The organism is Streptomyces eurocidicus, from assembly GCF_002891295.1.
Lineage (GTDB): Bacteria > Actinomycetota > Actinomycetes > Streptomycetales > Streptomycetaceae > Streptomyces > Streptomyces eurocidicus.
On the sequence record NZ_LGUI01000015.1, the window covers coordinates 1 to 23,394 of the forward strand.

Sequence of the window (23,394 nt, forward strand, 5' to 3'; positions counted from 1 at the left end):
ACGCTGTTGAGTTCTCAAGGAACGGACGCTTCCTTTGTACTCACCCTCTCGGGCTTTCCTCCGAGCGCTTCCCTTCGGTATTTCGTGTTCCGACTCTATCAGATCCTTTTCCGTGCCGTTCCCGGCTGGAATTTTGTTTCCGATCCCCTGTCGGCGGGGTGTTCACTACTTTAGCGGCTTTTCCTGTCGGCTCCTAATCGAGCCGATCGACGCCATATTTCGGCACAGCGAAATACAGCCCCGGTCAGGGGCAACCTCGTAACGTAGTGATTGCGCCGCCCTCTCGGATCGCGCACACAGCGCGTCCGTCTCAAGCGGCTCGGGCTACGTTAGGTCTTCCGCGCTCAGGAGTCAAGCACCGTCCTGCTCGCCTTCGCGCCCCGATGGCGCGGTGCGTGAGCCCGGTACGGGCTCACCGTCGGATCCCCGTCCGCCCAGAAGCGCCACGGGTGCGTCGCTCCCTCGCCTCCTACCCCCGTGCGCGGGCCGTTACGCACCCGGTCCGGGTGAACCGGGTGACCGCTGAGGAGGGCCAGCGGGGCGTCCGGGCCGGCGCAGATGTCGACGCCGTTGAGACCCCGGTCCACGTCGAGGGCCGTGGCCAGGCGCGCGGGCCCCTGGGCCAGCTCGCGGTCCTTGCGTGCCTTCGGCCGGCGTGCGCGGGCGAGATCCGCTCCCTTGACGACCTCACCCGCACGCAGCAGCACTCCGCCGGCCGTGCCTTCCGGGCCGCATACGAGGTTCAGGCTGAACCACATGCCGTAGATGAAGTAGACATAGGCGTGGCCGGGCGGTCCGAACATCGAGGCGTTCCGCTCGGTCCGGCCCCGGTAGGCGTGTGATCCGGGATCGGCCTGGCCCGCGTATGCCTCCACCTCCGTGATCCGGAGCTCGATCGGCCCGTCGGGGGACGTACGGACCAGGGTGCGGCCCAGCAGGTCCGGGGCGACCTCCAGCACGGGACGGTCGAAGAAGTGCCGGGCGATTGGCATACGGTCAGGCGCGGCGATCATGCTGATCGAGCGTAATCGAGTGTGGGAGGGGTCCGCATGCGGCCCCGGGGAGGAAGAGGAAGCATGGGTTTCAAGAAACTGCTGGCGAGCCTCGGCGCCGGGGGCGCGTCCGTCGAGACGGTGCTGTTCGAGGAGAACGTCGTTCCCGGCAGCGTCGTCCAGGGCGAGGTGCGGATCCAGGGCGGATCGGTCGCGCAGCAGATCCAGGGCCTCTCCGTCGGGCTCCAGGCCCGGGTCGAGGTCGAGGGGGGCGAGCAGGAGTACAAGCAGGACGTCGAGTTCACCCGGGTACAGCTGGGCGGCGCCTTCGAGGTGCAGGCGGGGGCGGTGCACACCGTGCCGTTCGGCCTGGAGATCCCGTGGGAGACGCCGATCACCACCTTCCTGGGCCGGCACCTCACCGGTATGAACGTCGGGGTGACCACGGAGCTCGCGATCGCCCGCGCGGTGGACTCCGGCGACCTCGATCCGGTGAACGTGCACCCGCTGCCGGCGCAGCAGGCCATTCTCGACGCCTTCGGGCAGCTGGGCTTCGGCTTCAAGGCCGCCGACCTGGAGAAGGGGCACATCCGCGGTACGCGGCAGCGGCTGCCCTTCTACCAGGAGATCGAGTTCCGCGCGCCGTCCCAGTACCGCGGGCTGAACGAGGTAGAGCTGTCGTTCGTCGCGGACGACCGTGAGATGGACGTGGTGCTGGAGATGGACAAGAAGCCGGGGCTGTTCACCGAGGGCAGCGACACCTACCGGTCCTTCACGGTCGACCTGCACGCGTACGACCGTACGGACTGGGCCGCGTACCTCAACCAGTGGCTCGCCGAGGTCGGCGGCCGCCGCAACTGGCTCTGACGGGCCGGAGCCGGGGGCCGGAGCCCCCGGCGGCTCAGCCGAGCAGCACGGCCAGGGGCGCTTCGGCGTCGGCCCAGTAGTCGACGGCGTCACCGAAGATCGCCTCGGCCGTGCGGGCCTCCTTCGGGGCCGCCTTGCGGAAGGCCGCCCAGTCCTCCGTGACCAGCAGATAGCCGCGGGCCTTGCCCTCCTCGCGCCACCACGAGAGGTCGGTGAGGCAGTCGGCGAGGGCGTCCCAGTTGCGCCCGAACCACTCGGGGAACTCCAGGTCGGTCGCGCACCTGTCGAGGAAGGCCGTCTTGGTCGTGACACCGCCGAGGCGCAGCGCGGCCGCCCGCCATTCGGCCTCGGCGGCGAGGGCCGTGACGCGGGGGGCGGTGTCGGTCGGGGGCAGCCGGTAGGTGCCGGGCGGGGTGGTGCCGAGGAGGAGCCCGGTGAGTCCGGGCGCGGGCAGCAGGCCGGTCATGGTTGTACCACCGCTTCGAAGGTCTCGTAGTGGTCACCGGTGTAATAGCGCTCGGCGTGGGTGCCGGTGATGATGCGCCGGGCGCCGCGGTTGCGGGCGCCGGGGGTGGGGACGGTGTACTCGTGGTAGTAGCCACGGGTCTGCTTCGGCAGCCGGTTCTCGTAGTTGCCGAAGACGGTGCCGTCCTTCTCGTAGGGGAAGGGGCCTCCCTTGTCGATGAGGTCGAGGGTCTTGCGGGCCTCGGCGGGCAGCCGGTCCCGGGGGACGGTCTTCATGCCCTTGGCCCAGGAGGGGACGGGCGTGGCGGCGGCCGAGGTGGCACCGCCGCCGCTCTTCTTCCCTTCGGAGGAGCAGGCGGGCAGGAGGAGCAGGGGGAGGGTGGCGAGGAGGGCGGTCAGCGCGCGCAGGGTGCGGCCGGCCGGTCGTCGTCCGAATGGTCCAAGCAGTCGAAGCACGTTTCGTATCGTCTCAGCCCGGGCCGCCCGCGCCTGGTTAGGCTGGCGCTTTCACTGTTCCGCGCGTAACTGGAGGCGTCGAAGGTGTCAGAGCAGAAGCGTCCGCCGCTCCCCCATGAATTCCACCCGCCGGTACCGTCGTTCACGGTGGTGAGCGAGGACCTGACGGAGGGTGGGAGGCTCGCCGGCGCCCAGGTGTTCGCCGGGGGCAATGTCTCGCCGCAGCTGCGCTGGGAGGGCTTCCCGGCGGGTACGAAGAGCTTCGCCGTCACGTGCTTCGACCCGGACGCCCCGACCGGCAGCGGTTTCTGGCACTGGGTGCTCTTCGACATCCCCGCCTCGGTGACGGAGCTGCCGGCCGGTGCCGGTTCGGGTGACATGAAGGGGCTGCCCGAGGGCGCGGTGCACGTGCGCAACGACTACGGCACCCGGGACTTCGGCGGCGCGGCGCCGCCGCCCGGGGACGGCCCGCACCGCTACGTCTTCACGGTGTACGCGGTCGACCAGGAGAAGCTGGGCCCGGACGAGGCCGCCTCGCCGGCGGTCGTGGGCTTCAACCTGCGGTTCCACTCCCTGGGCCGGGCTCAGCTGGTCGGCGGGTACGAGGTGCCGGCCGCGGGCTGAGGCCCGCCGGACGAGGCGTGCGACCGGAAAATCCGTTGCGCCCCGCCGCCCCGGATCGCACAGTGGTGCATGGCTGACGGCCCCGCATGGCCGTCGGGCAGTGGACACCGCAGTGGCGGGGGCGGCGGGGCGTTTCGCGCTTCGGTCGTCTGCCGGAGCCCGGTGTTGGGCCGGGTGGCCGCGTCCACTGCCGCCGCTCCGGGCCCGTGTGTCACTACGGGGGAAGGGCCCGGAGCGTCGCCCCCGTTTCTTCCCGGGCGGCTTCCCGGGCGGGGTTGCCGCCTTTGCGCGCCGCTCTCCCGCCGCTTTCACCTCTCCCCCCTCAGCCCTTCCCTCCCAACTCTCTTTCCCCATAAGGAAATTGCGTTGTTTTCCGGCCGTTTCCGAAGGCACAGTTGAGCCACCTCGCCGCAGGGGCGGGGACGGTCCGGGAGGTGGACGGAATGCGGGAGACTCTGGTCCTCAACGCGAGCTTCGAGCCGCTGGCGACGGTGTCGCTGCGGCGGGCGGTGGTGCTCGTGCTTCAGGGCAAGGCCGTCGTCGAGCGGGCCCGGCCCGGGCTGCGTGTGCGGGGCGCGGCGGTCGAAGTGCCGGTGCCCCAGGTGATCAGGCTCTGCCGGTACGTACGGGTGCCGTTCCGAAGACGGGCGCCGTGGTCGCGGCGGGGCGTACTCGTACGGGACAGGCACCGCTGCGCGTACTGCGGGCGGCGGGCGACGACGGTGGACCACGTGGTGCCGCGCTCGCGCGGGGGCGAGGACAGCTGGCTGAACACGGTGGCGGCGTGCGCGGAGGACAACCACCGTAAGGCGGACCGGACGCCGGAGCAGGCGGGGATGCGGATGCTGGTGCTGCCGTTCGAGCCTTCGCCGGGGGATGCGATGGTGTCGGCGGTGGGGTTGTCGGGGCGGGAGCTTTTCCCCACCCCGCCCCTTCCCGATACCGGGGGCAAGCCCCCGGGCCCCCGGCCGCGCTGACGCGCGGTGGCCTCAAACGCCGGCCGGGCTGAATTTTCGCTACCTCAGCAGCATCTGTGTGATGGCCACGACCCCCACCGCCACGATGACCCCGCGCAGCGCCACCGGCGGCAACCCGCGCCCGACCTTCGCGCCTATCTGGCCTCCCAGGGCCGAGCCCGCGGCGATGAGCAGCACCGCGGTCCAGTCGAAGTCCGCGACGAAGAGGAAGAAGACCGCGGCGACGCCGTTGACGACGAGCGCGAGGACGTTCTTGATGCCGTTGACGCGCTGGAGGTCCTCGTCGAGGAGCAGGCCCATGAGGGCCAGGTAGAGGACTCCCTGGGCCGCGCCGAAGTAGCCGCCGTAGACGCTCGCGAGAAGGAGGCCGGCGAGCAGGGCCGGGCCGCCGTCGGTGGCGGTCCCGGTCGTGCCGCGGGCCTCGCGGCGGCGGGCGAGCGCCTTGGCGAGGGTGGGCTGGAGGACGACCAGGACGAGCGCGAGACCGATGAGGACGGGCACGATCGCGTCGAACGCCTCGGACGGGAGCGTCAGGAGCAGGACCGCTCCGGCGAGGCCGCCGACGAGCGCGGTGCCGCCGAGGCGCAGCAGGCGGCGGCGCTGGCCCCGGAGCTCACGGCGGTAGCCGATGGCGCCGCTGATGTTGCCGGTGACGAGGCCGAGGGTGTTGGAGACGTTGGCGGTGACCGGCGGGATGCCGATCGCGAGGAGCACCGGGAAGGTGAAGAGGGTGCCCGATCCGACGATGGTGTTGATGGTGCCCGCGCCGATGCCGGCGGCGAGGACCGCGAGTGCTTCCCAGATGGACAAGGCCATCTCCTTCATGGTCAGGGTGTCGCCTCCCCGCCGTGGAAGGTCGGGGGGCCACGCTGATCATGCAGGAGATGGGGCGCTCGTCAATCGATCGGGGGTGCCTCGCGGCGGGGTGACTCCTTCGCGGGGCGGGCGTCGGAGCTGCCCGGGCGCGGCGGGCCCATGGGGCCGAAGTTGCCGACGGCGCCGCTGAGACCCTTGAGGGCGTCGCCGATCTCGCTGGGGACGATCCAGAGCTTGTTGGCGTCACCCTCGGCGATCTTCGGCAGCATCTGGAGGTACTGGTAGGAGAGGAGCTTCTCGTCGGGGTCGCCGGCGTGGATGGACTCGAAGACCGTGCGGATGGCCTGGGCCTCGCCCTCGGCGCGCAGGGCGGCGGCCCGGGCCTCGCCCTCGGCGCGGAGGATCGCGGACTGCTTCTCGCCCTCGGCCGTGAGGATCTGCGACTGGCGGATGCCCTCGGCGGTGAGGATGGCGGCGCGCTTGTCACGGTCGGCGCGCATCTGCTTCTCCATCGAGTCCTGGATGGAGGTGGGCGGCTCGATGGCCTTGAGCTCGACGCGGTTGACGCGGATGCCCCACTTTCCGGTGGCCTCGTCCAGGACGCCGCGCAGCGCCGCGTTGATCTCCTCGCGGGAGGTGAGGGTCCGCTCCAGGTCCATACCGCCGATGATGTTGCGCAGGGTGGTGACGGTGAGCTGCTCGATAGCCTGGATGAAGCTGGAGACCTCGTACGTGGCGGCCCGGGCGTCGGTCACCTGGTAGTAGATGACGGTGTCGATGTTGACGACGAGGTTGTCCTGGGTGATCACCGGCTGCGGGGGGAACGGCACGACCTGCTCACGGAGGTCGATGCGGTTGCGGATGGAGTCGATGAAGGGGACGACGATGTTCAGGCCGGCGTTGAGCGTCCGGGTGTACCGGCCGAAGCGCTCGACGATCGCCGCGCTGGCCTGTGGGATGACCTGCACCGTCTTCATCAGGGCGATGAAGACGAGCACCACCAAGATGATCAGGACGATGATGATCGGTTCCATCGTGGCTCCCCGCGCCTGTTGTGGTTGATCGAATTCCTGAGTCTTTCAGAACACACCGTCGTCGTGCAGGCTTTGGGGCAGATGGCGGCCCGTGCGGCGGCCGGTCACATGACGACCGCCGTCGCGCCGTCGATCTCGACGACGTCCACCTGCTCGCCGGGGTCGAAGCTGCGCTCGGAGTCGAGCGAGCGGGCCGACCAGATCTCGCCGCCGATCTTGACCCGGCCGCCCTGGCCGTCGACCCGCTCCAGCACGACGGCCTGCCGGCCCCGGATGGCGTCCACGCCGGTGGCCAGCTCCGGGCGCTGGGCCCGCTGGCGGTTGGCGATGGGGCGCACGACGGCGATGAGGGCCACCGAGACGGCGGCGAAGACGACGAACTGCGCCACCGCGCCGGCGCCCAGGGCCGAGGTGACGGCGGCCGCGACGGCCCCGGCCGCGAGCATCCCGAACTCGGGCATCGCGGTGACGACCAGCGGGATGCCCAGTCCGACGGCGGCCACGAGCCACCACACCCAAGTGTCCACGTGTTCATGGTAGGGGCGGTGGCCGTGGCCGGACAGTGCGCGCGGCGCGCCGGGCGGGCGCGCGGGGTCAGGACAGGGGCAGACCCTGGGCCGTGAAGCGGTCGCCGCGGCGCTCGACGACGAGGGGGAGGCCGAAGCAGTGGGAGAGGTTGCGGGAGGTGAGCTCCAGCTCGACGGGGCCGGCCGCGAGCACCTTGCCCTGACGGATCATCAGGACGTGGGTGAAGCCGGCCGGGATCTCCTCGACATGGTGGGTGACCATGAGCATGGAGGGCGCGAGGGGGTCGCGGGCGAGCCGGCCGAGGCGGCGGACGAGGTCCTCGCGGCCGCCCAGGTCGAGGCCGGCGGCGGGCTCGTCGAGGAGCAGCAGCTCGGGGTCGGTCATCATCGCGCGGGCGATGAGGGTGCGCTTGCGCTCGCCCTCCGAGAGGGTGCCGAACTTCCGGTCCAGGTAGTCCGTCATGCCGAGGACGTCGAGGAAGGCGCGGGCGCGCTGCTCGTCGACCTCCTCGTAGTCCTCGCGCCAGGTGGCCGTCATGCCGTAGGCGGCGGTGAGGACCGTCTGCAGGACGGTCTGGCTGCGCGGCAGCTTGTCGGCGAGGGCGATGCCCGCCACGCCGATCCGGGGGCGGAGCTCGAAGACGTCCACCGCGCCGAGCTTCTCGCCCAGGACCTTGACGGTGCCCGTGGTCGGGAAGAGGTAGCTGGAGGCGACATTCAGGAGGGTGGTCTTGCCGGCGCCGTTGGGGCCGAGGACGACCCAGCGCTCCCCTTCCTTGACCGACCAGGAGACCTGGTCCACCAGAGCCCGGCCCTCGCGGACCACGGATACGTCCACCAGTTCCAGCACTTCGCTCATGAGCGCGTTGTCTCCCATTGCAGTGTCGTCGTCGCTTGCGCCTGTAGGCGAAGCCCCCTAGGGAAAACCTACGCCACCGGTTGTCGGCGCCAGTCCTTAGGCTGGTGCCCATGCTGGATGAACACCGCTCAGGGCGGCTCACCGCATGGGGAAATGCCCTCATTGCCGGTTTTGCCTCACCCGATGACGTAGCCCATCACATCAAGGGTGACGACGCCGTGCACCGCGTCACCGGCCTGCCCGGCGAGTCCGGGCCGGTCGGCCTCACCCTGGCGCTCGGCCGCCTCCGCGCCCTGGGGGCGACCGGCCTGCGGCTCGCGCTGCCGGTGCCCGGGCACCTGCTGGGGCTGAGCGGCCCGCCGGAGTTCAACGCGCGGGCGCTGGAGGCCGAGGAGGCGGTCGTCGCCACGGGAGCCGCTCTCGGGCTCGTGCCGGAGGTGTACGAGGCGGGACCCGAGGGCGATGTGCACGTCGAGGTGGAGTGGCACTGCATGGCCGTGCGGGACGCGCCGCCGGCCGACGTGCCCTCGCTGGGCGAGGCCGAGCGGGAGCTCGCCGAGGCGCTCCGGGAGGCGACCGAGGTGCTCACCCGGCTGGACGTCGCCGGTTCGGGGCCCGTGGCGCAGGCCGCCCTGGACGCCTACCGGGCGCGGGCGGAGGCCGGGCGCGAGGTGCTGGCGCCGGGATACCCGCCGCGTGCGGTGCGGGTGCTGGAGCTGGCGCAGCGGGTGGGCGCGCTGATCGCGATCGCCTACGCCCCGGGGGGCCACGAGGGCCGGGAGCACGGCGGGGCCGTGAGCGCCTCGGAGATGGCCGCCCGGGCCCAGGCGCTGCGCCCGGTGGAGCGGACGGCCCGGCGGGCGCAGGTGGCCGCCTACAACGCCATGGTGGAGGAACGGGAGCGCGGCCCGCGCTGACCCCGGCACGGGGGAAGCCCGGCACGGGGGAAGCCCGGCACGGGGGAAGCCCGGCACGGGGGAAGCCCGGCACGGGGGAAGCCCGGCACGGGGGAAGCCCGGCACGGGGGAAGCCCGGCACGGGGGAAGCCCGGCACGGGGGAAGGCCCCGCGGACCGGAGTCCGCGGGGCCTTCCCCTTACCGCCCGTACGCCGGGCGCACGCGCGACCCGTGGGGTCAGGCGTTGACGCAGGTGTTGCCGAAGGTCGGGTTGAGGAGCCCGATGAGGATGTCGATGGTGTTGCCGCAGACATTCAGCGGGACCTGGATCGGGACCTGGATCACATTGCCGGAGATGACACCCGGCGAGCCCTTGGCGACGCCGTTGGCGACCGCACCCTTGTGACGAGGGCCGTCGTCGTTGGCGGTCGCGGCGCTGACAGAGGCACCGGCGGCCAGGCCGGACACGGCCAGGACGACGGCGGCCTTCTTGACACTGTTCATGAGGGTCTTCCTTCTGCTGATGTCCTTGACGACCCCAGCCGCGGGGTCGCGTAGTGATGAACGCCAGCGCACCGCCGATGGCACGGCCATCGGCGGTGTTTGCCCTCTTTCGGACGATTGATCGCCCTCGTCTGCCCGGCTACGAGAGGTCGGAGCCAGGCAGACCGGATGTAACTGCTGGGCCGCCCCGCAGCGCGGGGGAGCGGTTGCTTAGTTGTTGACGCAGTGGTTGCCGACGGCCGGGTTGAACAGGCCGACCACGTTGATGGTGTTGCCGCACACGTTCACCGGGACCTTGACGGGCACCTGGATGACGTTGCCGGAGACGACGCCCGGGGAGTTCTGGGCGTGGCCGTCGGCCTGGGCGTGGGCGGAGGCCGCACCGGCGCCCGCGAGGGCGAGACCGCCGGCGGCGATCGTGACGGCAGCGGCCTTCTTCATGTTCTTCACTCTTCTTGTGACCTTCCTGGAGTTGCCACGGCCAGCCGCCGCGGTACGCCATGGAAAACGGGTCACGTTCGGTCAGGTTGCGGGGCCAGGTCGATCGCCACACGACCGTATGAATCTCTGATAGGAAGACGACATTCCGCTACGGTCGCGATCAAGCTCCTATCCCATGTCGCACGGCCCACAGGGCCGCCTGGGTGCGATCGGCGAGGTCCAGCTTCATCAGGATGTTCGAGACGTGGGTCTTGACAGTCTTCTCGGACAGCACGAGAGCCCGGGCGATCTCCCGGTTGGACCGCCCGTCCGCGATCAGGACGAGCACCTCGCGCTCCCGCTCCGTGAGGGCGTTGCCCCGCCCGTTCCCGCCGCCCGCCTCGTCCTGGGACAGCAGGGCACCGGCCACCTCGGGCTGCAGCAGGACGTGCCCGGCGTGCACGGACCTGATCGCGCCGGCCAGGGCCTCCGGGTCGACGTCCTTGTAGACGTAGCCCGCCGCGCCGGCGCGCAGCGCGGGGATCACGGTCCGCTGCTCGGTGAAGCTGGTGACGACCAGTACCCGGGCGGGGTTCGCCAGCTCGCGGAGCCTGCGCAGCGCCTCGATGCCGTCGGTACCCGGCATCTTCACGTCCATGAGGACGACGTCCGGGCGCAGCTCCTCGGCCCGCTCGACGCCCTCGGCGCCGTCCGCGGCCTCCCCCACGACCTCGATGTCGTCCTGGACCTCCAGGAACGTGCGCAGCCCTCTGCGGACCACCTGGTGGTCGTCCACCAGCACCACCCTGATGACTCCTTCAGCCACCGGGGACCTCCATCTCGATCGTGGTGCCCTTGCCGGGCTCCGAGGTAACGGTCAGACTGCCGCCGACGCCGCCGGCGCGGTCCCGCATGGAGACGAGCCCGAGGTGGCGGCCCGCCCGGCGGACGACGGAGGTGTCGAAGCCGCACCCGTCGTCCGCCACCCGCAGGACGGCGCCCTGGCCCCCCTTGCCGCGCTTGCCGGCCTCGGCCCCCTTGCCCGCCTTGCCCGCCTTGCCCGCCTTGCCCGCCTTACCGGGCGCGCCGCCGTCTCCGGAGCGGTGGAGGGTGACCGCGACCCGCTCGGCCCCGGAGTGCCGCAGGGCGTTGTGCAGGGCCTCCTGGGCGACGCGCAGGAGCGCCTCCTCCTGGGCCGCCGGCAGCGCCCGTACGCCCGGGGAGTCGAAGGTGACGTGGGCGGCGTGGGCCCGGTCCAGGACCTGGACCTGGGTCCGCAGGGTGGCGACGAGCCCGTCCTCGTCCAGACCCGCCGGGCGCAGCTCCACGACGGCGGCGCGGAGCTCGTCGGCGGCCTCGGCGGCGAGCCGCGCCACCTCGTGCAGCTCGTCCTTGGCGCGGGCCGGGTCGCGGTCGACGAGCGCGGTGGCGGCCTGGGCGGTGAGCCGGAGGGAGAACAGCTTCTGGGCCACGGCGTCGTGCAGCTCGTGGGCGAGCCGGGCCCGCTCCCCCGCGATGGTCAGCTCGCGGCTGCGCTCGTAGAGGCGGGCGTTGGTGAGGGCTATGGCGGCGTGCTGGGCGAGGACGCGCAGGAGCTCCTCGTCCTCCGCGGTGAAGCCGCAGCCGGGCTTCGCCGCCGGGGCCCGCCCCTTCTTGTTGGCCAGGAAGAGGGCCCCGAGGATCTCCTCGCCGTCCGCGACCGGCATGCCGAGGAAGTCGTGCATCGGCGGGTGCGCGGCGGGCCAGCCGCCGAAGCGCGGGTCCTTGCTGACGTCCGCGAGGCGCTGCGGGGTGGCGTCCTGGAGCATCGCGGCGAGGATGCCGTGCTGGCGGGGCAGCGGGCCGATGGCCTTCCACTGCGCCTCGCTGACGCCGTCGACGACGAACTGGGCGAAGCCGCCGTGGTCGTCGGGGACGCCGAGGGCCGCGTACTCGGCGTCGAGCAGCTCCCGGGCGGAGACGACGATCGTCTTGAGCACGTCCCGCACCTGGAGATGTCGGCTCATGGCGAGGAGCGCGGTGCTCACGGCGGTCAGGCCGGAGCGTGGGCCGTTGGTCATGGCTTCACGGTACCGAGGTGAAGGAAGGGGCGTATCGGACCGGCGGTGGCAGGTGCCTAGGGCGCGCGGCCTAGGCCGGACGGCCCGGCACCCGCGCCCGGCCCGCCGGGCGGTCCGCCCGGCGAGTTCCCGCATGTACCCCTCATCCGGGGCGGCGGACGGCCAGACTCGGAGCATGTCTATACCAACGACACAGTGGACACCGACCCACGGCGATCCCTACCGGCCGGTTCCCTATCGCCCCGAGCGGATGCCGGCCGCCGAGTCCCTGGCCCGCGCGGCGGAGCTCCGGGAGCGGATGGACCGCCGCCGCACGGTCCGGCAGTTCTCGGCGGACCCGGTGCCGGAGCAGGTGGTGCGGGACGCGATCGCGTGCGCGGCCACGGCTCCGTCGGGGGCGCACCAGCAGCCGTGGACGTTCGTCCTGGTGCGGGACCCCGGGGTGCGGCGGCGGATCCGGGAGGCCGCGGAGGCGGAGGAGCGGGTCTCCTACGAGGGGCGGCTGGGCGAGGAGTGGCTGGCGGCGCTGCGGCCGCTGGGCACGGACGAGGTCAAGCCGCACCTGACGGACGCGCCCGCGCTGATCGTGGTCTTCCAGCAGCGCTACTGGCTGGGCGAGGACGGTGAGAAGCGCAAGCACTACTACGTGGACGAGTCGGTCGGCATCGCGGTGGGGATGCTGCTGTCGGCGCTGCACCTGTCGGGGCTGGCGGCCCTGGTGCACACTCCGAGCCCCATGCGGTTCCTGTCGGAGGTGCTGGGGCGGCCGGCGAACGAGAAGGCGTTCGCGGTGCTCCCGGTGGGGTATCCGGCGGCGGACTGCCAGGTGCCCGATCTGGTCCGCAAGAGCCTGGACCAGGTACTGGTCGAGATCTAAGCAAACGATCACATACGCAAAGAATAAGTGCCGTCACACCGGGTGAGGCCGGCGGGCCCCCGGTGTGACGCCGGGCATAGGACGCAGGTCACCTACGACCCCGGCTAGTGGATGTGTAAGCCCTCCATAAACGGGCAGCAGGCCCGTTTACGCCCTCTTCCGCGGGTTCTCCGCAGGGCCCTCCGCAACGATGCGGGGTAGTACTCGGCTTCTTTGCCAGAGCTTTTTGCTGCCGCTAAGAATTGCGACGTCGCAGGGCGCCGTCGATCGAGACGCGGCGTCTTTTTTCGCGCCGATCCGGGCCACTGCGACTCAAGCGATCGGAAGAGGTTCAGCTCAGCATGCGCTCCCCCATCTCTGGCTATAGCCGCCTTACCAAGGTCCACAAGTTCTCCGCCGCCGGCATCGCCGCCGCGGGCGTCGCGGCGGTGGCGTTCGCCGCCCTGCCCGGTGCCGCCGACGCCGAGACGAAGGCCATCGACGTGAAGCCGGTCGCCTTCACCTCCACCACCCTGGGCGTGCAGGACCAGCAGGAGCAGCTCGGCAAGCAGTCCGAGAACGCCGCGAAGCTGGCGAAGTCGGAGGCCGAGGCCAAGCAGCGCGCCGAGGCGAAGGCCAAGGCCGACAAGGAGCGGGCCGACAAGGAGGCCGCGAGCCGGTCCGAGGAGCGCAAGCCGATCCAGGCCGCCCCCGCCGCCCCGGCGAAGCCGGTCTACGCGAACAACCTGGACGGCTGGATCCGCGAGGCCCTGGACGTCATGAAGGCCAAGGGCATCCCGGGCTCGTACGAGGGCATCAAGCGCAACATCATGCGCGAGTCGACCGGCAACCCCCGGGCGATCAACAACTGGGACTCCAACGCCGCCGCCGGCATCCCCTCCAAGGGCCTGCTCCAGGTGATCGACCCGACCTTCAAGGCGTACCACGTCGAGGGCACCTCCTGGGACATCTACGACCCGGTCGCCAACATCACCGCCGCCTGCAACTACGCGGCGAAGGTCTACGGCTCGATGGACAACGTGAACTCCGCCTACTGAGCCGGGCGAGCACAGCCGTACATACGCCGAAGGGCGGCACCCGGTCCGGGTGCCGCCCTTCGGCGTATGCGCGCGGGCGCTTACTTCCGCATGACCTCGGGCTCGTGCCGGCGCAGCAGACGCGCGACGACGAAGCCGCAGGCGACGCCGATGCCGAGCAGGACGCCCAGGTCCAGCAGGTACTGGGCCGCGGTGTGCTCCCAGAGGGGGTCGGGGCCCGCGCCCGGCCACGGCATCAGCACATTGAGGTCGGCCGTGGCGCCGGCGGCGCCGATCGCCCAGCGGGAGGGCATCAGCCAGGCGATCTGCTCCACGCCGACCTTGTCGAAGATCTGGAAGAGCACGCCGGTGAAGACGACCTGGACGATCGCGAACATCACCAGCAGCGGCATGGTCTTCTCGGCGGTCTTCACCAGCGAGGAGATGATCAGGCCGAACATCATCGAGGTGAAGCCCAGGGCCATGATCACCAGGGTCATCTCGACCGCCGGCAGGCTAGTGAGGATGACGCCCTCCTTCGGCATCTTCTCCCCCCGGACCCCGAAGCCGATCGCACTGATGAGCGCGCCCTGGATGACGGTGATGAAGCCCAGGACGACGACCTTCGACATCAGGTACGCGGAGCGGGAGAGGCCCGTCGCCCGCTCGCGCTCGTAGATCACCCGTTCCTTGATCAGCTCACGGACGGAGTTGGCCGCGCCCGCGAAGCAGGCGCCGACCGCGAGGATCAGCAGGATGGTGCCGGAGTCGCGGTTGGTGAAGTGGTTCTTCTCCGGGCCGGGGCCGAGGCCGAAGTCGGCCGGGATGACGGTGCTCACCGCGCCGAGCACGGCGGGCAGGATCAGCATCAGGGCCAGGAAGCCGCGGTCGGAGGCGATCACCGAGGCATAGCGGCGCATCAGGGTCCACAGCTGGGAGCCCCAGCTCTGGGCCTTGGGCGGCTGGATCATCTGCGGCTGGACGTGCACCGACTGCGGGGCGACGGCGTCGATGTCCGCCGCGTACATCTGGTAGTGCTGCGAGCCGCGCCAGCGGCCCGACCAGTCGTAGTCGCGGTAGTTCTCGAAGGCCGAGAAGACGTCCGCCCAGGTTTCGTAGCCGAAGAAGTTCAGCGCCTCCTCGGGCGGGCCGAAGTAGGCGACCGAGCCGCCCGGCGCCATCACCAGGAGCTTGTCGCAGATGGCCAGCTCGGCGACGGAGTGGGTGACCACCAGGACCGTGCGGCCGTCGTCGGCGAGGCCGCGCAGCAGCTGCATGACGTCGCGGTCCATGCCCGGGTCGAGGCCGGAGGTGGGCTCGTCCAGGAAGATCAGCGACGGCTTGGTGAGCAGCTCCAGGGCGACGGAGACGCGCTTGCGCTGACCGCCGGAGAGGGAGGTGACCTTCTTCTCCGCGTGGATGTCGAGCTTGAGCTCGGTGAGCACCTCGCCTATCCGGGCCTCGCGCTCGGAGGCCGCGGTGTCGCCGGGGAAGCGGAGCTTGGCGGCGTAGCGCAGCGCCTTCCGGACGGTGAGCTCCTTGTGCAGGATGTCGTCCTGCGGGACCAGACCGATGCGCTGGCGCAGCTCGGCGAACTGCTTGTAGAGGTTCCGGTTGTCGTAGAGGACGTCGCCCTCGTTGGCCGGGCGGTAGCCGGTGAGTGCCTTCAGCAGGGTGGACTTGCCGGAGCCGGACGGGCCGATGACCGCGATCAGCGACTTCTCGGGAACGCCGAAGGAGACGTCCTTGAGGATCTGCTTGCCGCCGTCGACCGTGACGGTGAGGTGCCGGGCGGAGAAGGAGACGTCGCCGGTGTCGACGAACTCCTCCAGCCGGTCGCCGACGAGGCGGAAGGTGGAGTGACCGACACCGACGATGTCCTGCGGGCCGATGATCTGCTGGCGGACCGGCTGACCGTTGACATAGGTGCCGTTGTGGCTGCCGAGGTCGACGATCTCGAAGCGGCCGTCGCCGGTGGCCCGGAATTCGGCGTGGTGGCGGGAGACCTGGAGGTCGGAGACGACCAGCTCGTTCTCCAGGGCACGACCGATGCGCATCACCCGGCCGACGGCCATCTGGTGGAAGCTGGTCGGGCTGCGGTCGCCGTAGACGGGCGGGGTGCCGCCCTGCGAGGGGGCACCGCCGTGCGCCGGGGGCTGGTGCGCGGGGCTCTGGTGCGGGACGTATGCCTGTTGATGTGCCTGCTGATGCGCCTGCTGGTGACCCGGGTGCTGGGCCTGCTGGTGCGCCTGCTGGTTCTGCTGTGCCTGCTGCTGCCAGGCGTCCGGTGCCGGCTGCTGGTACGGGGTCTGCTGCTGCCAGCCGCCGGGCTGCTGGTGCGACGGCGGCTGGTGCTGCTGGTGCTGGGGCTGGTGGTGCCCGGGTACCTGAGGGGCCATCGCGGTCTGCGCGCTGTAGAGGTCCCCGGCGGGTGCGCCGACCCCCGCGCCGGCGGCGGCGAGATTCAGCCGCGGGCCGTCCGTCGCGTTGCCCAGATGGACGGCCGAGCCGGGGCCGATCTCCATCTGGTGGATCCGCTGGCCCTGCACATAGGTGCCGTTGGTGCTGCCGTGGTCCTCGATGACCCAACTGCGGCCGCTCCACCGCACGGTGGCGTGCCGCCACGAGACACGGGCGTCCTGCAGCACCATGTCGCCCTGCGGATCACGACCCAGGGTGTACGACCTGGACGGATCGAGCGTCCAGGTCTGTCCATTCAATTCCAGTACGAGTTCCGGCACTCCATGCCCCACTACTTGTCCCCCGATGAGCCCCCTGCACAGGGAGTCTAGGGATGGCGAACATCGGGAGGAACTATTTCAGGCACAGTCGCCGAACCGAAACTCGGGACTGACGCAACCGTGTAACAGGCGCCGTTGACGGCGGCGAAACGCGCCCTGAGAGTAGGTACCGCCACGGATGCGTACGGATCATGCGCAATCCGGGCACCGGTCGGCAACGGGGGGCGCCATGGCCAAGAACGACGACGTGCGGAAAACACGCGGCCGGATATCCGTCGCAGAGCTTCTTCTCTCTTCCATTGCGGCTGTGAGCTGGGCTTTTCTCGCCATGGCCGGAATTTCGGCACTGGGCCTGCATCTGCTCGGCGCGGATACCGCGGGCGCGCTCGGTCCGATGACGGCGGCGGCCGTCGTCCTCGCGGTGGGCGGATCCGTCACCCCATCGGGTGCGGTGGAAGCCTTCGGTCTGCGGGGCGCGGAGGCGCGTACGGCCATCGAGATCGCGCCACTGGGCGTGAGCCTGGCGGGCGCGCTCCTACTGGGAACGATCTTCGCGCGGTCGCTGCGGTCGGCCGGCCCCACCGTGCGCACCGGCGAGCTCGCCCTGCGGGCGGGCGCGGTGGCCGTGCTCTTCCTGTTCCTCCTCGGCGGGCTGGCCTGGGCCGGTGCGGACACCGTCACCATCGACGGGGCGGGCCTGGGCCTCGGCGGCACCGGGGGCGGGGGCGGCGGGCCCCGTCTGGTGATCCCCGGAATCGGCGACCTCGGGGACGTCGGCGGCCTCCCCGACCGGCTCGCGGGGCTGGCCGGCGCCAAGGCGTCCGTCGGGTTCTCGGTGCGGACCGGGCCCTCCCTGGCCGGTGGCGCCGGCTGGGTGCTCGGCGTTCTGCTGATCACGCTGCTCGCCGCCCGCAGGGCCCCGCTGCCGCGCGGCTGGGAGCTCCTGCACCGGAGCGTGCGCCCGGCGGTCTCGGCGCTGTGCGCCGTGCTGGTCCTCGCCGTGGGCGCCGGGCTGGCCGCGGCGGGCTACGCGGCGGCGGTCGACGCCCACCCGGGAAGGGTGCTGGGGGCCGCGCTGCTCGGGGCGCCGAACGGGGTGTGGCTGGGGCTGCCGCTGGGCCTGCTCGTCCCCTGGCGCGGCACGGCGACCGGGGCGCTGGCACAGATGCTGCCGTCACCGCTGGACAAGCTGCTGACCGCCCGGCTGAACCAGCCGGTGACGCTGGGGAGGCTCGCGGAGCTGGACGGGCGGGTGTGGCTGCTGGCCGTGGGGTGCGGGCTGCTGATGCTCGCGGCCGGGGTGCTCACCGCGGTCCGTACGCCCCGGGGCGCGCTGACGCCGGTCCGGTTCGCCGCCCGGTGCGCGGCGGCGCTGGGGGTGGCGACGGCGGTGGCGCTGCCGGTGCTGGTGCTGGTGACCCGGGTGCGGGTAGACGCCGGGCTGTCCGTGCTCGGCTTCGACGCCTTCGGGGCCGGGCTGGACCTGCGGGGCAGCGTCCCGGCGGCCGTGGGCCTGGGCGCGGCCTGGGGTGCCGCGGCCGGGGCCGCCGGCGGACTGCTGGCGTGCGCGGCCGGCGCGGCGGGCGGCGCGCGCCCCGGTCCGCCCCGGGCGCGCGGGTGGCCGCACCTACCCGGACCTGGCCTATCTGCCGGGCCCGTACAACCCCTCGCCGTCCTACCGGCCCGCGCGCGACGACACCAACCCGTACAAACGGCTGCCGCTCGACGACCGCTCCAGCGCGCCGACCCAGCCGGGCCGCCCGATCCCGCCGCTCCGGCCCCGGCGGCGGTCCAAGGGCGGCTGGGCGTACGGCACCTCCATGCCGGACGAGGGGCCGCCACCGCCGGGGCCGCCACCGCCTCCGCCACAGCGGCCGCCCGGGCCGCCGGGGCGTCCGCCCGGTCGCCGTTAACGCCGATTCCGCCCAGTCTTCGCCGTCCGTCCGGTGGGACACCCGTACGGTTCCGGTGCGGGTGCGGATACGGTTAGAGGACCATGAGCGCATCGCAGACCTCGCCTGCCACCTCCATCACCGGTGACGACGTACCGACTCTCCTCGTCAAGATCTTCGGGAAGGACCGGCCGGGCATCACCGCCGGGCTCTTCGACACCCTCGCCGCCTACGCCGTCGACGTGATCGACATCGAGCAGGTCGTCACCCGGGGCCGGATCACCCTGTGCGCCCTGGTCGTCGCGCCCGCCGGGGGCGCCACGGCGGAGGGCGAGCTGCGGGCGACCGTGCACAGCTGGGCGGATTCGCTGCACCTCCAGGCGGAGATCATCTCCGGTCTGGGCGACAACCGGCCCCGTGGCACCGGCCGTTCCCATGTCACCGTGCTGGGCCACCCGCTGACCGCCGAGTCGACCGCGGCCATCGCCGCGCGCATCACCGGCACCGGCGGCAACATCGACCGCATCTTCCGGCTGGCGAAGTACCCCGTGACGGCCGTGGAGTTCGCGGTGTCGGGCGCCGGGACGGAAGAGCTGCGCACCGCGCTGGCCGTGGAGGCCGCCGCGCGTGGGGTGGACGTGGCGGTCGTGGCGGCGGGTCTCCAGCGGCGGGCCCAGCGCCTGATCGTGATGGACGTCGACTCGACGCTGATCCAGGACGAGGTCATCGAGCTGTTCGCGGCGCACGCGGGCTGTGAGGCCGAGGTCGCGGAGGTGACCGCGCGGGCGATGCGCGGCGAGCTGGACTTCGAGCAGTCGCTGCACGCCCGGGTCGCGTTGCTGGCGGGGCTGGACGAGTCCGTGGTGGACAAGGTGCGGGCGGAGGTCCGGCTCACGCCGGGCGCCCGGACCCTGATCCGGACGCTCAAGCGGCTCGGCTACCAGGTGGGTGTGGTCTCCGGCGGCTTCACCCAGGTCACCGACGACCTCCAGGAGCGGCTGGGCCTGGACTTCGCCTCCGCCAACACCCTGGAGGTGGTGGACGGCCGGCTGACCGGCCGGGTGGTCGGGGAGATCGTGGACCGGGCGGGCAAGGCCCGGCTGCTGCGCCGGTTCGCCGCCGAGGCCGGCGTCCCGCTCGCCCAGACCGTGGCGATCGGGGACGGCGCGAACGACCTGGACATGCTCAACGCGGCGGGTCTGGGAGTGGCGTTCAACGCGAAGCCGATAGTGCGGCAGGCGGCGCACACGGCGGTGAACGTGCCGTTCCTGGACACGGTGCTGTATCTGCTGGGCGTCACCCGGGAAGAGGTCGAGGCGGCGAACACGCACGAGTGAGCGTGCGGGCGGGGCGGGGCCTACCGCTTTCGGGGGCACCTGCCCGGCCCGGCGTCCGAGGTCGTCGGCCCCGGTCACCGGACGGCCGGACCCCGCCCGGTGTCCGGGGCCGACGCCGTCCCGCGCGCTACGCGTGCGGGCTCCAGAACGCGACCAGGCGGCCCACGCCGTGCTCGACGCTCTTCCAGGAGCCCGAGAACGTGAGGACCGCGATCGCGGAGGTGGGGAATCCGGAGCGGTTCATCCGCGGGAGGAGATCGCCCTCCGACTCCCCCGCCAGAGCGTCGGCCAGCGCGTGCGTCCCCGGGTTGTGCCCGATCAGCAGCAGATCGCCGACCTCGTCGGACGTCTCGTTGACCACCGCGATGAGCTCGCCGAGCGAGGCTTCGTAGAGCCTGTCCTCATAGACGGTCCGGGGGCGCTGCGGCAGTTCCGCGACGGCGAGCTTCCAGGTCTCGCGGGTGCGGGCGGCGGTGGAGCAGAGAGCGAGGTCGGGGACGATGCCGGAGCCGGCGAGCCAGCGGCCCGCGACCGGGGCGTCCTTGCGGCCGCGGTCCGCGAGGGGACGCTCATGGTCGTCCACATCGGCCCACTCGGCCTTGGCGTGCCGGAGAAGAACAATCCTGCGGGTCGGTTCGGCGCTCATGTTTTCCAGCTTCGCATGAAAAGCGCGGCGAGGCGCGGGGTGTTGGGAGGCTTCCTCCCCCTGACCTCCCCCTGACCTCACCTTGGCCTCCCGCCGGCCGCGGCCGGTCCTTCTCGCCGGGCCGCTCGCGCGTTCCCCGCCCGGCCCGGCCGCCCGCGCGACCGTCAGACGGCCGCCCGGCCGAGCGCGTGCCGGACGAAGTCCACGACATGGGCGACGGTGCTCGCGCTCCCGGTGCCGAGGGCTCCGGCGTCGGAGGCGGAGGCCGGGAAGGCCATCAGGGCGAGCAGCGTCACGAAGGCCACCACGGGCAGCACGAGGGCCCACCAGGGCAGCCTGGTCTGCACGGCGCCGGAGCGGATCCGGGCTTTCGTACCGGCGGACATGGGTTCTCCTCCGAGAGGTTCGGCGCACCGCTCTTCGCGGTGTACTACGAACCTACGGAGCGCGGCATCCCGTTCCCATCCGGTGGACCACCCACTTCACCCTGAGCCCAGCCCCCTAAGGGACGGTGGGGTTAACCCCACCCCCGGGGCCCGCGCCGGCTCAGGGGGACGCGAGGGTGGCGATCACGCTGATGACGACGGTGATGCCGAGCATCGCGCCGAGGATGGTGAGCAGCATTTTCTGCCCGTTCTTGGGGTTCGGGTCCAGGACTGGCATGGGTCCAGTGTCGCACCGGCCCGCGGGCGGCGGACGACAGGGTCGGGTCCCGTTCCGGGGGCCGGTGCGCGGCCCGGGGTCCGGGCCCGCGCCGCCGCCTCCGGAGCCCGTCCGCCGGGGGCTCGCCCCCTCGATCAGATCTCGTCCTCCACGACGCGGTCGCGGCCGGCCAGCACGCCGGCCACCGCCTGAGGCACCATCAGGGCGGCCATGAAGGCGATCGGCACGTCCCAGCCGCCGGTGGTCTCGTTGAGCCAGCCCACGAGCAGCGGGCCCGGGACGGCCAGGAGGTAGCCGGTGCCCTGGGCGAAGGCGGACAGCCGGACGACGCCGTCGCCGGTCCGCGCCCGCATGCCGATCATGGTGAGGGCCAGCGAGAAGGCGCAGTTGGAGAGGCCCAGCAGCACGACCCAGGCCCAGGCGCCGCCGGCCGGGTCCAGCCACAGCCCCGCGTACCCGGCCAGGCCGCAGCACGCGAGGGCGGCGGCGAGGACGCCCTGGCGGGCCAGCCGGGCGGCGAGGCTCGGCAGCAGGAAGGAGAGGGGGACGCCCATCAGCATCGTCGCCGCGAGCAGCACCCCGGCGGTGGTGGCGGGTACGCCCGCGTCCCGGAAGATCGCCGGCAGCCAGCCCATGGCGATGTAGGCGCTGGTGGACTGGAGGCCGAAGAAGGAGGCCAGGGCCCAGGCGGTGGGGCTGCGGGTGATGCGGGTGCGCGGGGCGTCCCCGGCGGTGGCGGCGGCCGCGCGGCTCCTGCGCTCCCGGACGGTGAGCACGGCCCAGGGCGCCACCGCGACCGCGGCGAGCGCCGCCCAGACGAGGAGGCCGAGCCGCCAGCCGCCGCCCAGCGCGCCGGTGAGCGGGACGGTCGTGGCGGCGGCGAGCGAGGTCCCGGCGGCGACGGCCATCGTGTAGAGGCCCGTCATGGGGCCGATCCGGTCGGGGAACCAGCCCTTGACGACGACGGGCATCAGGACGTTGCCGACCGCTATGCCGGCCAGGGCGAGCGCGCTGAGCGCGAGGAAGCCGGGGACGCCGCCCAGGAACGGCCGCAGGGCGAGGCCCGCGGCGGTCACGGCCATGCCCGCGCACACGACCCCGGCCGGTCCCCAGCGGCGGGACAGCCGGGGCGCCGCGAGCCCGAAGGCGGCGAAGCAGAGGGCGGGCACCGAGGTGAGGAGGCCCGCGACGGCGCCGCTCATGCCGAGGCCGGCGCGCACCTCCTTGAGGAGCGGGCCGAGGCTGGTGACGGCGGGGCGGAGGTTGAGCGCGGCGATGACGAGGGCCAGGACGAGGAGACCGCCCCGCGCCCCGCCGGAGAGCCGGTCGCCCGTACCCTCCGGGCCGGGGTGCGTTACGCCGTCCGGGGGATGGGCGGTGGGCCGGGGCGCGGTCAGTTCTTCGTCCATGTGTGCCATGAACGCATCATGCCCGTACCGTCGTCCGCGCAGCCGGTCCATGGCCGGGGTCTCGGCCGGGGCGGGTCAGCCGGGCAGGTGGGTCACCCAGGCGCGGCGTATCCCCAGCCAGCAGCGCTGGGTGAGGGAGACGTGCCGGGCGGGGTCGACGGCGACCGGGGCGGTGTCCATGTCCGGGTCCCACCAGCGGGCGCACTCGACATGCAGTTGTACGCGGTCGGGGGTGGAGTCGCCGTTGAAGCAGTCGGCCCTGGCGTGCGAGCCGTGGACGCGGGTGCCGCACTCGGCCTGCCGCGGCTCGGCGGGCACCGCGCGGGCGGCCGGTCCCAGGGTCACGGTGAGCGCCGTGGCCGCGCACAGCAGCGCTGCCGTACGGCGGAACGGGGTCCTCATCGCCGGTAGCCTCCTCCCGCCCCGAGCGTCCCCTCCCCCAGTGTGCGGGCGCGGGCCCCGGCGCACGACCCGGGAAAGCGGTGGGCCCGCCCGGACGTCCGACGTCCGGGCGGGCCCGCCACGAGTGCTGCCGGGGCTCAGGCGCCCATCATGTGCACGCCGCCGTCGACGTGGACGATCTCGCCCGTGGTGCGCGGGAAGAAGTCGGACAGCAGACCGACGACGCCGCGGCCGGCCGGCTCCGGGTCGGCCAGGTCCCAGCCGATCGGGGCGCGGTGGTTCCACACGTCCGCGAGCTCCTCGAAGCCCGGGATGGACTTGGCGGCCATCGACTTGATCGGACCGGCCGAGACCAGGTTGCAGCGGATGCCCTGGGGGCCCAGGTCGCGCGCGAGGTAGCGGTTGGTGGACTCCAGGGCGGCCTTGGCGACGCCCATCCAGTCGTACTTCGGCCAGGCGATCTGCGCGTCGAAGGTCAGGCCGACGACCGAGGCGCCCGGCGACATCAGCGGCAGCAGGGCCATGGTCAGCGACTTGTAGGAGTACGCGGAGACCTGGACCGCCGTGGCGACGTCCTCCCAGCTCGCCTCCAGGAAGTTGAAGGCGCCCTGCGGGCCGAAGGCGATGGAGTGCACGATGCCGTCCAGGCGGGCGTCCTCGCCCTGGAGCTCACGGACCTTGTCCGCCAGCCCGGCCAGGTGCTCCTGGTCGGTGACGTCCAGCTCGATGACCGGAGCGGGCTTCGGCAGCCGCTTGGCGATCCGCTCGACCAGGCTGAGGCGGCCGAAGCCGGTCAGGATGACCTCGGCGCCCTCGTTCTGGGCGACCTTGGCGGCCTGGAAGGCGATCGACGACTCCGTGAGGACGCCGGTGACCAGGATGCGCTTGCCTGCGAGGATTCCACTCATGACGT

26 protein-coding genes are annotated in these 23,394 nt (G+C 72.3%); 8 read left to right on the forward strand and 18 right to left on the reverse strand.

Annotated elements, in window-relative coordinates; genetic code table 11:
* Positions 1-344 precede the first annotated feature (344 nt).
* Positions 345-1,013 carry a DNA-3-methyladenine glycosylase gene (locus AF335_RS32990; protein WP_102922116.1) on the reverse strand — a complete coding sequence of 223 codons (669 nt, stop codon included), beginning with the start codon at positions 1,011-1,013 and terminating at the stop codon, positions 345-347.
* A 63-nt stretch (positions 1,014-1,076) separates the two neighbouring features.
* On the opposite strand from AF335_RS32990, the gene AF335_RS32995 reads away from it, so the two are divergent.
* Positions 1,077-1,859, forward strand: coding sequence for a sporulation protein (locus AF335_RS32995; protein ID WP_102922117.1), 783 nt, complete (start codon positions 1,077-1,079; stop codon positions 1,857-1,859).
* Between the two features lie 34 nt (positions 1,860-1,893).
* On the opposite strand, the gene AF335_RS33000 is transcribed toward AF335_RS32995, so the two are convergent.
* Positions 1,894-2,325, reverse strand: a complete 432-nt coding sequence (locus AF335_RS33000) for a barstar family protein (protein ID WP_102922118.1) — start codon at positions 2,323-2,325, stop codon at positions 1,894-1,896.
* Positions 2,322-2,780 carry a guanyl-specific ribonuclease gene (locus AF335_RS33005; RefSeq protein ID WP_244927230.1) on the reverse strand — a complete coding sequence of 153 codons (459 nt, stop codon included), beginning with the start codon at positions 2,778-2,780 and terminating at the stop codon, positions 2,322-2,324. The genes AF335_RS33000 and AF335_RS33005 overlap by 4 nt, the downstream gene beginning before the upstream one ends.
* Positions 2,781-2,864: 84 nt before the next feature.
* Here AF335_RS33005 and AF335_RS33010 point away from each other — a divergent pair, with 84 nt between their 5' ends.
* A complete protein-coding gene (locus tag AF335_RS33010; RefSeq protein ID WP_102922119.1) occupies positions 2,865-3,404 on the forward strand; it encodes a YbhB/YbcL family Raf kinase inhibitor-like protein in 540 nt (179 codons plus the stop codon).
* Positions 3,405-3,847: 443 nt separating this feature from the next.
* Positions 3,848-4,381 (forward strand): HNH endonuclease, encoded by a 534-nt coding sequence (locus tag AF335_RS33015; protein ID WP_102922120.1) that lies wholly within the window; start codon positions 3,848-3,850, stop codon positions 4,379-4,381.
* Between the two features lie 39 nt (positions 4,382-4,420).
* On the opposite strand, the gene AF335_RS33020 is transcribed toward AF335_RS33015, so the two are convergent.
* The 4 genes from AF335_RS33020 to AF335_RS33035 all read right to left on the reverse strand — a co-directional run bounded on the left by AF335_RS33020 (position 4,421) and on the right by AF335_RS33035 (position 7,635).
* On the reverse strand, positions 4,421-5,191 hold the full coding sequence (locus tag AF335_RS33020) for a sulfite exporter TauE/SafE family protein (protein WP_102922175.1): 771 nt from the start codon (positions 5,189-5,191) through the stop codon (positions 4,421-4,423).
* Between the two features lie 86 nt (positions 5,192-5,277).
* Positions 5,278-6,231, reverse strand: a complete 954-nt coding sequence (locus AF335_RS33025) for an SPFH domain-containing protein (protein ID WP_095578664.1) — start codon at positions 6,229-6,231, stop codon at positions 5,278-5,280.
* Positions 6,232-6,335: 104 nt separating this feature from the next.
* Positions 6,336-6,746 (reverse strand): NfeD family protein, encoded by a 411-nt coding sequence (locus AF335_RS33030; RefSeq protein WP_184743223.1) that lies wholly within the window; start codon positions 6,744-6,746, stop codon positions 6,336-6,338.
* A 79-nt stretch (positions 6,747-6,825) separates the two neighbouring features.
* Positions 6,826-7,635 (reverse strand): ABC transporter ATP-binding protein, encoded by an 810-nt coding sequence (locus AF335_RS33035; protein WP_102922122.1) that lies wholly within the window; start codon positions 7,633-7,635, stop codon positions 6,826-6,828.
* 92 nt (positions 7,636-7,727) lie between these two features.
* Here AF335_RS33035 and AF335_RS33040 point away from each other — a divergent pair, with 92 nt between their 5' ends.
* Entirely contained in the window at positions 7,728-8,534 is an 807-nt protein-coding gene (locus AF335_RS33040) for a hypothetical protein (RefSeq protein ID WP_102922123.1), read from the forward strand.
* A 217-nt stretch (positions 8,535-8,751) separates the two neighbouring features.
* Here the strand turns inward: AF335_RS33040 and AF335_RS33045 are convergent, their stop codons facing one another.
* The 4 genes from AF335_RS33045 to AF335_RS33060 all read right to left on the reverse strand — a co-directional run bounded on the left by AF335_RS33045 (position 8,752) and on the right by AF335_RS33060 (position 11,498).
* Complete coding sequence (locus tag AF335_RS33045; protein ID WP_102922124.1) at positions 8,752-9,018, reverse strand: chaplin; 267 nt, start codon at positions 9,016-9,018, stop codon at positions 8,752-8,754.
* A 210-nt stretch (positions 9,019-9,228) separates the two neighbouring features.
* Positions 9,229-9,468: a chaplin gene (locus tag AF335_RS33050; protein ID WP_087928690.1), complete on the reverse strand. Its 240-nt coding sequence runs from the start codon at positions 9,466-9,468 to the stop codon at positions 9,229-9,231.
* A gap of 151 nt (positions 9,469-9,619) precedes the next feature.
* Entirely contained in the window at positions 9,620-10,264 is a 645-nt protein-coding gene (locus AF335_RS33055; RefSeq protein WP_102922125.1) for a response regulator, read from the reverse strand.
* Positions 10,257-11,498 (reverse strand): GAF domain-containing sensor histidine kinase, encoded by a 1,242-nt coding sequence (locus AF335_RS33060; RefSeq protein ID WP_102922126.1) that lies wholly within the window; start codon positions 11,496-11,498, stop codon positions 10,257-10,259. The genes AF335_RS33055 and AF335_RS33060 overlap by 8 nt, the downstream gene beginning before the upstream one ends.
* A 175-nt stretch (positions 11,499-11,673) precedes the next feature.
* Here AF335_RS33060 and AF335_RS33065 point away from each other — a divergent pair, with 175 nt between their 5' ends.
* Both AF335_RS33065 and AF335_RS33070 read left to right on the forward strand, forming a co-directional pair.
* Entirely contained in the window at positions 11,674-12,375 is a 702-nt protein-coding gene (locus AF335_RS33065) for a nitroreductase family protein (RefSeq protein ID WP_102922127.1), read from the forward strand.
* A gap of 341 nt (positions 12,376-12,716) precedes the next feature.
* Positions 12,717-13,412 carry a transglycosylase SLT domain-containing protein gene (locus tag AF335_RS33070; RefSeq protein ID WP_102922128.1) on the forward strand — a complete coding sequence of 232 codons (696 nt, stop codon included), beginning with the start codon at positions 12,717-12,719 and terminating at the stop codon, positions 13,410-13,412.
* Between the two features lie 80 nt (positions 13,413-13,492).
* Here AF335_RS33070 and AF335_RS33075 read toward each other — a convergent pair whose 3' ends face one another.
* Positions 13,493-16,144, reverse strand: coding sequence for an ABC transporter ATP-binding protein/permease (locus AF335_RS33075; RefSeq protein WP_102922129.1), 2,652 nt, complete (start codon positions 16,142-16,144; stop codon positions 13,493-13,495).
* A gap of 295 nt (positions 16,145-16,439) precedes the next feature.
* Between AF335_RS33075 and AF335_RS34975 the strand changes: the two genes are divergently transcribed.
* Entirely contained in the window at positions 16,440-18,122 is a 1,683-nt protein-coding gene (locus AF335_RS34975; RefSeq protein ID WP_170127859.1) for a streptophobe family protein, read from the forward strand.
* 6 nt (positions 18,123-18,128) lie between these two features.
* Entirely contained in the window at positions 18,129-19,361 is a 1,233-nt protein-coding gene (serB, locus tag AF335_RS33085; RefSeq protein ID WP_102922131.1) for a phosphoserine phosphatase SerB, read from the forward strand.
* Between the two features lie 127 nt (positions 19,362-19,488).
* On the opposite strand, the gene AF335_RS33090 is transcribed toward serB, so the two are convergent.
* The 6 genes from AF335_RS33090 to fabI form a co-directional block, all read right to left on the reverse strand.
* Positions 19,489-20,007 carry a SixA phosphatase family protein gene (locus AF335_RS33090; RefSeq protein WP_102922132.1) on the reverse strand — a complete coding sequence of 173 codons (519 nt, stop codon included), beginning with the start codon at positions 20,005-20,007 and terminating at the stop codon, positions 19,489-19,491.
* 164 nt (positions 20,008-20,171) lie between these two features.
* Positions 20,172-20,393 (reverse strand): hypothetical protein, encoded by a 222-nt coding sequence (locus tag AF335_RS33095; RefSeq protein WP_102922133.1) that lies wholly within the window; start codon positions 20,391-20,393, stop codon positions 20,172-20,174.
* Between the two features lie 160 nt (positions 20,394-20,553).
* The gene (locus AF335_RS36355; RefSeq protein WP_260421950.1) at positions 20,554-20,670 is read right to left on the reverse strand and encodes an SGM_5486 family transporter-associated protein; all 117 of its coding nucleotides are present in this window, start codon (positions 20,668-20,670) and stop codon (positions 20,554-20,556) included.
* Between the two features lie 134 nt (positions 20,671-20,804).
* Entirely contained in the window at positions 20,805-22,088 is a 1,284-nt protein-coding gene (locus tag AF335_RS33100; RefSeq protein WP_228772958.1) for an MFS transporter, read from the reverse strand.
* 66 nt (positions 22,089-22,154) lie between these two features.
* Positions 22,155-22,481 carry a hypothetical protein gene (locus AF335_RS33105; RefSeq protein ID WP_102922134.1) on the reverse strand — a complete coding sequence of 109 codons (327 nt, stop codon included), beginning with the start codon at positions 22,479-22,481 and terminating at the stop codon, positions 22,155-22,157.
* Positions 22,482-22,618: 137 nt separating this feature from the next.
* Entirely contained in the window at positions 22,619-23,389 is a 771-nt protein-coding gene (gene fabI / locus AF335_RS33110) for an enoyl-ACP reductase FabI (protein ID WP_102922135.1), read from the reverse strand.
* Positions 23,390-23,394: the final 5 nt, after the last annotated feature.